Origin of the sequence: Patiriisocius marinistellae, from assembly GCF_009014635.1 — a bacterium.
Classification (GTDB): domain Bacteria; phylum Bacteroidota; class Bacteroidia; order Flavobacteriales; family Flavobacteriaceae; genus Patiriisocius; species Patiriisocius marinistellae.
In genome coordinates this window covers 299267-310819 of record NZ_BKCF01000005.1, presented here as the reverse complement: position 1 = coordinate 310819, position 11553 = coordinate 299267, and the positions used below count along the sequence as shown (strand labels likewise).

Here is an 11553-nt window from a genome sequence, read left to right as displayed (position 1 = left end):
ATCAACAAGAGTATTTAAAATCTCTGCGTCTTTACTCGTTAAATCAAAAGTCTCAAAACCATCTCCATCTAAATCACATAAAAAATAATCGCTGATGGGGGAGGTAATAGAAGGACTGTCGTTGACTTGGAGTTCAAGAGGGACAATATTAAAACAATCTGCTACATTGATGTTGTCCACACGAGCATATACTATCTGAAAACCTAATGTTGTATTGGTGTATGAATCTGCTGGGAAAATTGGAAAATTCCCTGCCTGAGCCGCAGCGAAAGAAGTAAAATATGAAACCGAAGCATCAGGGTTCATACCAGTAATCTCATCATCTCTGGATGTTAAATCAAACACAGCAAAACCATCATTAGGAAGATCGTCACAAAGTTCATATTTAACTGGAGTTGTGGCAACGGGAGCACTAAAAATATTAATATCAAACTGCGTAAAGTCTGAACATGTAGTTACAGTATTATTTTGTACCCTCACATATATTGTTTCAGCAGGCCCAGTTACAATATAAATAGCTGGTAATGGATTTGCTCCTGTTGAGGCATCTGGTAATGAATTGTGGTAACTTACTGTGTAACTTGCTGGATCTTGTACACCAAGTGCCTCGGCATCTTTTAGTGCCGGAAGGTTTACTGTGTACAACCCATCAGAATCTTGATCACAAAAGTTTTCATCTGTAATTGGCCCTACAGTTACTGGTGTAAATTCTATAAAAAATGATTCAACAGAAAAACATTGCCCCGTTAAATCTTCTATACGAACAAAAATTTGCTCTAATGTTCCAGTAATAGGATATGCTCCTGGATTAGCAATTTCTGGCATTCCTGCATTTGCGTCTGCTAATGTATTATGGTATGTTATATTTACTGTCGCTGGATCTTGGCCACCAAGCACAACTCCATCATTTGCCGTGAGATCAAAAACTCCTGTATTCCCACCATCATCACATTGAAAGAAATCGTCTGGTTCGTTTGCAGTTGGTGTAGTAATCACTGTAACATCAAACATATCTGTCGCAGCACAGGTAGCGCTTGCATTGTTTTGAACTCTTACAAATATAGTTTGTACAGGCCCTACAACTGGATAAGGATTTGGTAAAACATTCATTCCAGAATCAGCATCAAACTGAGAATCATGAAATGTCACTGTATAATTGGCTGCAGGTTGCGCTCCTAATGCCTCTGCGGTTTTTAATGCAACTAGATCAACTAATTCATTTCCATTTCCGTCGGGATCACATACAGAAATATCGGTCATTGGACCTGCCATTGCGGTACGATATTCAATAAAAAAAGAATCAATCTCAAAACAAGTACCAGAAGAATCTTCAATACGCAACCATATCTCTTCTTGAACACCCGTTATTGGATACGCCATAGGTGTTGCAATTATTGGTGTACCAGCTGTAGCTTCTGCAGCAGAGTTGTGATATGTGATAGAAAACTCTAATGGATCTTGTGCTCCCAACACCACTAAATCATTGACTGTTAAGTTAAAAACCCCAGTTCCTGTACCATCATCACATTGAAATAAATCATTAGCAGGATCAGCTAATACTGGTTGTAAATTAAAATTAATTTCTATTGCATCTGTAATTACACACGTAGGGTCTGCGGGATCAAAAACAGTTACTGAGTATGTTCCAGAGTTTGGAAAAGTTGCTGTAAACATTGTATCATCAATAGTTGATGGTCCTTGAGACACTCCGCCATAAAACCACTCATAAGACAACCCCGTCATACCCATTGTATCTGCAGTTAACACAATATCGCTATTGTCACAAGTATCTATATCTGGACCTAAGTCAACAGTAAATGGAGCGAGCGGTGTTACTAACACATCATCTTCTAGCACAACTACTTCTCCATTACACGTATTTGTATAAGTAACTCTTGCGGTATATACGGTAGGACCTCCCGGAGAAACAGTAATAGTATCAGTTGTTCCAATAACTGCTCCTGTATCATCTAACCATTCAAAAACAAAAGTCTCCACACCATCTGGTGTAAAACTCCATGCTTCATTACTTAATGTATAAGGACTGTCTGATGTATTTCTTCCTGGTGGCACATACGCAACAGTACCATCATCATTTTGAATACCCATTACAGTTGCTCCATCTTGCCAAGAAGGACAGCTAGGGTTCTCCTGAATATACATCTCAATAACGTTAGAAAACTCATAAAACACTACCATTTGAGTAGCTAACAAATTATTACAAGATGAAGAGTACATTGGCACTTCATAATAAGAAACCACGAGCACTCGATTTGGGTATGTACCTAAAACCTCATATCCTATTTCTTCACTACTACTTTGAGTAGGATCAATATCATGATAAGGTGTAAATACATTAACTTCTCCTAAAACAGGGTTAATGTTATTTGGTATATCCTGATTGAAAGAATAACCACTTCCCGTATCTGTAGGATCAACATCAAAACGTATTCCTCCATTAGAACCCACTTGGAATTCTTGTTCTAAATTTCCAAAAAAACAAAAATCAAAAGGTAGCATATCTACAGTTGACCACCTATCATCTGCGTTAGGATTCAACTGATTGGCCAATCCATCAAAAGTAAATGGCGGCGCGTACAAAATAGGAGCAATGGTATATGTACCTGATATAGTCTCAAATATCTCAAGATAATCTGCCGTAAGGTTCACAGAACCTCCCGTTGCACAAGGCACTTGCATATCTGGACCTGCATCTACAAATAAAGAGCCGGGACCTTGTGCATTAATAGTAATAAATGAGGACAATAATAATGATACTGCAAAGAGTATCTTTGTGGGGTATAAATTTTTCATAGTATTTTCAATAACGCGCGAAAATTAAGAAAATTTTATGACTTAGTAAGTCTTTTCAATCTTAAATAATGACAATCAAAGATTCGGTTGCAAAACGGGATTTGATTATCTTTGCATTCTCCGTATAAAAAGGGGAAAAATTTCAGCAAATGGATTTAGAAAAAGAGCTTAAAATTTCAGAAGAAATAGGTATTGACCACAGTGCTTCGAGTCAAGACACTCCCTTAAGAGCAGATGCTTTTGAAATGAGCGATATGGAAAAAATAGCAAGCATTAAAGGTGATGTTCAAAATATAATGCAAACACTAGGACTTGACCTTACTGATGATAGTTTAAAAGGAACACCTAATAGGGTCGCAAAAATGTTTGTACAAGAAATTTTTGGAGGGCTTCATCCTGATAGAAAACCAAAAGCTTCTACATTTGATAATAAGTATAAATATAATGAGATGCTAGTTGAGAAGAACATCACTCTCTACTCAACATGCGAGCACCACTTGTTACCCATAGTAGGAAAAGCTCACATTGCATATATTTCAAAAGGTACCGTTGTAGGATTGAGTAAGATGAACCGCATTGTGGATTATTATGCAAAACGACCACAAGTACAAGAGCGTCTCACTATGCAAGTTGTTAAAGAACTGCAAGAAGTTTTAGGAACAGAAGATGTTGCATGCGTTATCGATGCAAAGCATTTATGCGTGAACTCCCGTGGTATTCGTGATATTGATAGCAGCACTGTTACAAGTGAATATGGCGGCGCTTTTAAGGAAGAATCTGTACGCAGAGAATTTTTAGATTACATTAAATTAGACACTCAGTTTTAGGTAGCAGTAAAAACCTTACTGTTTCCGTTTTAATATATTGATTTAATGTACTGCGGAAATGTAGCAACTCAAAACAATTGTATTAAAGCAACTATCTTTGAGGTATAGCTTAAAACCAAAATATTCTGAAAATTTAAATTTCGGTCATTGGTGGCCCAACCTTTTTTTACATGGAATTATACAAAACTAACCAACTTTCAATATACAATTCGCTTTCTAAAGACAAAGAGAAATTTACACCTATCCATGCAGGTAATGTAGGGATGTATGTTTGTGGACCTACTGTGTATAGTAATGTCCATCTAGGAAATGTGCGTACTTTTATGTCTTTTGACATGGTTTTTAGATATTTAAAACACTTAGGTTTTAAAGTGAGATATGTAAGAAATATTACCGATGCAGGTCACCTTGAAAATGATGCAGATGTAGGCGAGGATAAAATTTCAAAAAAAGCACGTCTTGAAGAAATTGAGCCTATGGAAGTTGTACAACGCTACACCGTTGACTTTCATAATATTTTAAACCTTTTTAATTTTTTACCACCAAGTATTGAACCCACAGCTACTGGTCATATTATTGAGCAAATTGAATTAATTCAAACAATTATCGATAATGGATTTGGGTATATCGTTAATGGCTCGGTGTATTTTGATGTCCACAAATACAACGAGACCAATGACTACGGGATTTTAAGCAAACGAAAGCTAGAAGACTTAATACATAACACACGTGCGTTAGACGGACAAAGCGACAAAAAGAATCCGCAGGATTTTGCACTTTGGAAACGTGCCGAACCTCAACACATTATGAAATGGCCATCTCCTTGGAGCGATGGATTTCCTGGTTGGCATCTTGAATGTACTGCGATGAGCACTAAGTATTTAGGCGAGCAATTTGATATACATGGAGGCGGAATGGATTTAAAATTCCCGCATCATGAATGTGAAATTGCACAAAATGTTGCGGCAAAAGGAACAGCACCAGTAAACTACTGGATGCACGCAAACATGCTGGAAATGAACGGCCAACGCATGTCTAAATCCACTGGAAATATCATAAACCCAGACCAGCTACTTACAGGAGAGAATGACAAATTTAGCAAAGGATTTAGCCCTAATGTGATTCGGTTTTTTATGATGCAGTCTTCCTATCGTAGCATTCTTGACTTGACAGATGCTGGATTATTAGCAAGTGAAAAAGGATTTAATCGTTTAATGGATGCCGTAAGCTCTTTATCAAAACTAGAGATTTCAAAAGCGACTTCTAAAATGGCTTCGGAAACGATTGCTTCATTAAAGCTCAAGTTTTATGAAGCTATGAATGATGATTTTAATACCCCTATTTTAATTGCGCATTTATTTGATGGCGTATCATTAATTAATAAACTAAAAGCAGGAACTGAAACAATTTCAGAAACAGATTTAAACAATTTGAAATCTTTGCTACATACATTCATTTTTGACATACTTGGGTTGACTACTATTTCCGAAGTAAATGAAGGTACAGATAAACTAGAGGGCACAATTTCATTATTGATTGAATTGCGCAATCAAGCGAGAGCTAACAAGGATTTTGCCATGAGTGATAAGATTAGAGATGAGTTACTGGCGTTTGGAATTCAATTGAAAGATGGGAAAGATGGAACAACTTTTTCTTTAAGTTAAGAATGTATTATAGCTCCATTTAAAAATAAAATAATACTTATCTCTTACCTGCCTTGGCAGTTATGAGCTATTCATTAAAAAAATACCCGAGTACTCGGGCACGGGTTTGAAAAAATTACTAATTGCTCCTTTTGTGTTTTTGATACGGGTGTATCAACGGTTTTTATCTCCGTTAATGCCACCTATGTGTAGGTACACCCCTAGTTGTTCGCACTATGCGGTCGAAGCCTTACAGGTGCATGGAGTTTTAAAAGGAAGTTGGTTAGCTGCAAAACGAATTGCAAGTTGTGCGCCTTGGGGCGGACATGGACACGATCCAGTACCACCTAAAAAAAATTAGCGGTATTGTTACAAAAAACTTATTTCATTTTTTTTTACTGAAATTCCAAAACAATTACCGGTAACCAAAGTTTAATTTAGCGTCCTCCACAAAAAGCAATAGGCTATTTTTTTTTATTTTTTCGTTAAGCCTGAATGCTAGTAATTGCAACTATTTATCTTTTCTCCTTTACATTAACAATGCTATTTTTATCTTTACTTTTTTAAATACACAATATACATGCACGCACTTACAATATTATGGAACCCTAGCGAAGGGATTGATTTAGGTTTTTTTGAAATTAAGTTCTATAGCTTAATGTTTGTAGTCGCTTTTGTACTAGGATGGTTTCTCATTAAAAAAATATTTGCTCATGAAAATGAGAGTGAAAAAAATCTAGACAGCCTGTTTATTTATATGGTGGTTGCTATTCTTGTAGGCGCTAGAATGGGTCACGTAATTTTCTATCAAAGTGAGCTATTGCTACAAGATCCTTTATCTGTATTTCTTCCTTTTAGTTTTGTGCCAGAAATAGAATACACTGGTTTTAGAGGACTTGCGAGTCATGGTGCTGCGATTGGGGTTATAATAGCCATGTACTTTTATAGTAAAAAAGTATTAAAAAAACCTATGCTATGGATATTAGACCGCGTGGTATTGCCCGTTGCTAGTGGTGCTATTTTTGTGAGAATTGGTAATTTTATTAATTCTGAAATCATAGGTAAAGCTTCTGGTGATTTTCCTTTAGGAGTCCAATTTCTTCAAGACGAAATTTCTTCCAATCAAGCAATTGCAATTACCGGAATAAACGATAGCGGAAAAGCATACGATGCAATTGCAACCGACCCTACCTTTGCAGATGCATTAGCTTCGGTTCCATTTAGGCATGCTGCGCAACTATATGAAAGCGCTGGATATGTTTTAGTGTTTGCTATTTTAATGTGGTTATACTGGAAGATGGATAAGCGTAAGCAGCTTGGTTTTCTATTTGGTGCGTTTTTAGTGTTGCTTTGGACAGTTCGTTTCTTTGTTGAGTTTGTAAAAGAAGCTCAAGTGGATGAACGAGGAGAATGGTTTTTAAATACTGGACAATTATTGAGTGTTCCTTTTATTTTAATAGGGATCTATTTTATGATTCAATCTTACAAAAAGAAATATGAAAACACCCCCAGCTTATAAATACAGTAGTATTTTATTATTATTTGTTGTTTTATTTTCTGCTTGTAATGAAAATAAAACCAAAGTCCTCACAAAAGAAATTGCATTCTCAAACGATGGAAGACTTACTGTTTATAAACAAAATACAGAAGAAGCCCTCCATACTTTCACTATTGAAACTGCAATAGGTGAATATGAAACTCAAACAGGTTTAATGTACCGAAAAAGCCTTCCACAAGACAGCGGAATGCTTTTTATGTTTGATAATGAGCAGCCACGCTCATTCTACATGAAAAATACAGAAATTGAACTTGACATTCTCTACATTGATGCCAATAAGAAAGTGGTTAAAATATATACAAAAGCAAAACCAATGGACCCAACATCCCTCCCATCTGGAGTTCCAGTAAAATACGTTCTGGAACTTGGAGGCGCTGTTTCTTCCAGCCGAGGTATTCAAGAAGGTGATAGGGTTGAATGGAGTTTGAAGTAGTTTAGAGTTTAGAGTTTAGAGTTTAGAGTTTAGAGTTTAGAGTTTAGAGTTTAGAGAAACTAAAAAACTAGCTCTTACTCTTTCAAAATTTCATAGAAAGTTATTTTTATTTATTATAATCTATAGCATCATTAACATTAAAGAATATGTGATGAAATTTTAATTGAAATAAAGCCCGTTACTTCCTACCCTCAATCTTATTGAAATTATAAATTAAGTATAATTTCAAAACAACTTATTATTTAAACAACCCTTAAACCAATACTCAATCCACACACAAAAAATCCCTTTCAACACAATCGTTGAAAGGGATTTAATATTTCCGAAGAAAATAGAGAACCTATGCTTCTACTTCCTCTTCTTTTTTATCTAACAATAAATCTGCTGCCTTCTTCTTAACAGTGTCATACATTACTGGTGTTGCGATGAATAATGATGAGTACGTACCCACGATTACACCTACCATTAATGCAAAGATTAGTCCACGGATAGACTCTGCTCCAATTAAAAAGATACATAACAATACAATCAATGTTGTTAATGATGTATTCAACGTACGACTTAATGTACTGTTTAAGGCTTTATTAATTACATTACCAAAGCCCCAAGATGGATTATCATTAAAGTACTCTCTAATACGGTCAAAAACAACCACGGTATCATTTAATGAATAACCAATTACTGTAAGAATAGCTGCAATAAATGATTGGTCAATTTCCATACTAAATGGCATAATACTCTGTGTTAATGAGAACACTCCTAACACAATTAATACATCATGGAATACAGCGGCAACAGCACCTAGACTAAACTGCCATCTTCTAAAACGTAATAAAATATACAAGAACACTACTATTAACGAACCAAATACAGCCCAGAATGAATCTTTTTTAATGTCATCTGCAATTGAAGGACTCACTTTGTAGTACTCCATAATTCCAGCTACTTTATCATCATTATCACCTTTAAATTCCTCTTCAGTCATTCCTGTTGGCAAGTGAGATTTAACAGCTGTGTATAACATAGACTGGATTTCTTGATCTACATCAGCACCTGTTTCATCAACTTTATACTTAGTAGTTATCTTTAATTGATTATTACCACCATAGGTTTTAGCCTCAGCACTTTCAAATTGAGCAATAAGATCTTTAGTTACTGTAGGCGCATCAACATCTTGTGCAAAACGAACGGTGTACGTACGTCCTCCAACAAAATCCACACCTTGATTAAGACCATTTGTAAATAATGAACCTAAACTTAAAGCAATTAATATTCCCGAAATAATGTAAGCCATTTTACGCTTTCCAAGGAAATTGATATTTACATTCTTAAACAAGTTTTTAGTTGCTCCTGTTGAGAAATGTAAAGGTTTACCATTTTTAGTATAACTATCGATAAACAATCTTGTAATAAAAATTGCAGTAAACAATGACGTTAAAATACCAATCAATAATGTAGTTGCGAAACCTTGAATAGGTCCTGTTCCAAATACTAAAAGAATAATACCCGTAAGTGCCGTAGTAATGTTTGCATCAAGAATAGAAGATAACGCATTCTGGAAACCATCTTTAATAGCATCTTTTTGAGATTTTCCTTTTCCAAGTTCCTCTCTAATACGCTCAAATATAAGTACGTTAGCATCTACCGAAATACCAATTGTTAATACAATACCTGCTATACCAGGTAATGTTAATACAGCTCCAAGACCTGCTAAGACACCAAATATGAATAAAATATTCACAGCTAAGGCAACATCAGCAAATGCTCCGGCTTTTCCATAGTAAAAAATCATCCATATTAACACTAATGCAAGGGCAATCAAGAATGAAATCATACCACTATTAATAGCTTCAGCACCTAAAGTAGGACCTACAACTTCTGCTTGAATTATATCTGCACTCGCAGGTAATTTACCAGCACGAAGTACGTTTGCTAAATCTTGTCCTTCTGTAATATTAAAGTCTCCAGTAATTTCTGAACGTCCACCTGCAATACCTCCTGGTGATGTAACACCTGGCGCAGAGTAAACAATATCATCAAGCACAATTGCAATTTGAGAACCATTTGTATTTGCATTTTTGGTCATTTCTTCCCAAATCTTAGCTCCTTTACCATTCATCTGCATTGATACAGCAACATTACTAAACTGGTCATACGTTTGAGCAGCATCTGTCACCACACCTCCAGAAAGCGGCGGAGTCATTTCACGATTTCCTCTTATTGCGTAAAGACCTGTAGTAGTTAATGTCTCTTCATTCCCATCTCTTACAACCTCAACATCAACTGGCTTTTCCCATACAAACTTTGTAAAACGTTGCTCTTGTGACAATAACGCTCTTACTTGTGGCATACGTAAATATGCATTTATAGAAGCAGTATCTTTAACTTGAAAAGTTCCTAGAACAGGACGTCCAGCAAATCCTTGAGACACCATTTTGAAGAAAATTGGGTTTTGCTTTTCAACATCGTCATTTGACTCATCAACTTTTTCACCATCAAGAAGCTCACTAATGTCATCACCTTCGGTAGCAGTTGAGTCTTGCACAGTTTCAGCTACTTCCTCATCAGCAGCTTCATTAGCTGGAGATTTTGCAGCTTCCAGTTCAGCAACTTTACCATTTGCTTGTTGTAAGAAACCAAACATGTCTTCAAACTTATATACATCCCAAAACTCTAATTGAGCTGTACTTTGTAATAATTTTGAAACACGCTCAACATCTTTAGCTCCTGGCAATTCTACTAAAATACGAGCAGAACTACCTAAACGTTGAATGTTAGGTTGAGTTACCCCAAACTTATCAATACGCTTACGCAATACCTCAAAAGCAGATGTAATAGACTCATCAATTTTTCTATCAATAACGGTTTTAACATCATTGTTACTCATAGATGCATCAATATCATCTTCAAGATTTTTGTTGAAAAAGATATCTGGAGACGCAAGATTATTCTCACCATCTAATGCCTCAAAAGAAGCATAGAAAGACTCAAGGTATGTTTCTTGCGCATCTTTTTGACGCTCATCTGCAGCATCAAGAGCTTGATTAAAAGCAGGGTCCTTGGTGTTATTTGCTAATCCTTTAAGGATATCTTTTACACTAATTTGAAGGATTACATTAATACCACCTTTTAAGTCAAGACCTTTATTAAGCTCCTTTTCTTTAGCAGTTTTGTAATCGATACCCATCATAATTGGGTTTCCTGCAACACTATCTAAGTAAGCAACCTCAGCGGCAGCTCTCTCTTTAGGTTGGTCTTTAGAAAATTTTGACTGCGCAAAAGTTGCCGCCTCGTCCTCTACTTTATTTGCTAAGTATGTGTATGATAATTGGTATAAACTAACCAATCCAAACAATACCGCAAAAACTGTAATAAGTCCTTTATTTGTCATTTTTTGGGTTTTAATTTTAGTTTTAAAATCGGGCGAATTTACTATCTATCGCGCGATTAGACAATGATTTTATTATAAATTATAAGTGTGTGGTTATCTTCTGAAATGTGACAACCTTGATTAAAATGAACATTAAACAAACCGCGCGTTTAAGCGTAGCTTTATTATAAATTTTAATTTGTAGTTTTATGAGAGACGCTTTTTCAGAATAAAAAGCATCGTTGATTGTTATTCCCTTAGCTTAGTGGGCCAGCGCGCACCTCAGGATTATTATGTGCATTACATTGAAAAGCAATGTCGTTAATTCTATTAGAAATATAAGAAATGGCATCGCTATTATCCTTACCTAAATTTATAACCTCAGGGCTTGAAAAATAAACATTATGCGTAGAAAACCGAAGTACTTTTGTTTCAAATTGGACTATCGTACCATCAAGACCTCTTTCGGTATCGCTACTGTTTTGAATTTCGTGAACGTCTAGTTTGTATGTGTTCTGTGTATCTTCCGAAGGAAATTCTAACGGTATGTTACCATTAATACTCCCAAGGTACAATGCACTGCTCATTTCCAAAGTCAACATGCGCTTCACTTGCGCCGCATCGAGTGTGCTGTGATAACTAATTGTTACTTTTCCATTTACCGCTTTTTCAACAGCAATGTTTTGAACTCCTATGCGCTCTAACTGTGCAGTAACTTTTGAAATTGTATTCTGGTTGGTTTCATTTAAAATTTGGCTCACACCAAACTCCACAACAATTTCTTGATTGCGTACCGCACCTTTGTCTATGCTCACGCCAACCGCGACCAAGACAGTGAATAATAACGGTATGAACCATTTAAATTTCATCGCGCCAAATATAATTAAAAATGAGCAACTTTAGAGAGA

Annotated in this window: 8 protein-coding genes; 5 read left to right on the top strand and 3 right to left on the bottom strand. The window is 35.8% G+C overall.

Translation table 11 applies throughout. The annotated features are described in order from the left end of the window. Positions 1-2814 (bottom strand): FIDD domain-containing protein (locus GB234_RS13340; protein WP_503826539.1); only part of this gene is annotated, 2814 nt, incomplete at its 3' end. A gap of 149 nt (positions 2815-2963) precedes the next feature. On the opposite strand from GB234_RS13340, the gene folE reads away from it, so the two are divergent. The 5 genes from folE (at position 2964) to GB234_RS13315 (ending at position 7275) form a co-directional block, all read left to right on the top strand. Next, a complete protein-coding gene (folE, locus tag GB234_RS13335) occupies positions 2964-3641 on the top strand; it encodes a GTP cyclohydrolase I FolE (RefSeq protein WP_151895074.1) in 678 nt (225 codons plus the stop codon). Positions 3642-3811: 170 nt separating this feature from the next. Then, positions 3812-5305, top strand: a complete 1494-nt coding sequence (gene cysS, locus GB234_RS13330; RefSeq protein WP_151895073.1) for a cysteine--tRNA ligase — start codon at positions 3812-3814, stop codon at positions 5303-5305. Between the two features lie 106 nt (positions 5306-5411). Then, positions 5412-5645, top strand: a complete 234-nt coding sequence (gene yidD / locus GB234_RS13325) for a membrane protein insertion efficiency factor YidD (RefSeq protein WP_151895072.1) — start codon at positions 5412-5414, stop codon at positions 5643-5645. Positions 5646-5864: 219 nt separating this feature from the next. Then, entirely contained in the window at positions 5865-6803 is a 939-nt protein-coding gene (lgt, locus tag GB234_RS13320; RefSeq protein ID WP_151895071.1) for a prolipoprotein diacylglyceryl transferase, read from the top strand. Continuing rightward, positions 6781-7275: a DUF192 domain-containing protein gene (locus GB234_RS13315; RefSeq protein WP_151895070.1), complete on the top strand. Its 495-nt coding sequence runs from the start codon at positions 6781-6783 to the stop codon at positions 7273-7275. The genes lgt and GB234_RS13315 overlap by 23 nt, the downstream gene beginning before the upstream one ends. Before the next feature lie 340 nt (positions 7276-7615). Here GB234_RS13315 and secDF read toward each other — a convergent pair whose 3' ends face one another. After that, a complete protein-coding gene (secDF, locus tag GB234_RS13310) occupies positions 7616-10666 on the bottom strand; it encodes a protein translocase subunit SecDF (protein WP_151895069.1) in 3051 nt (1016 codons plus the stop codon). A gap of 236 nt (positions 10667-10902) precedes the next feature. Next, positions 10903-11514 (bottom strand): hypothetical protein, encoded by a 612-nt coding sequence (locus GB234_RS13305; protein WP_151895068.1) that lies wholly within the window; start codon positions 11512-11514, stop codon positions 10903-10905. Positions 11515-11553 lie beyond the last annotated feature (39 nt).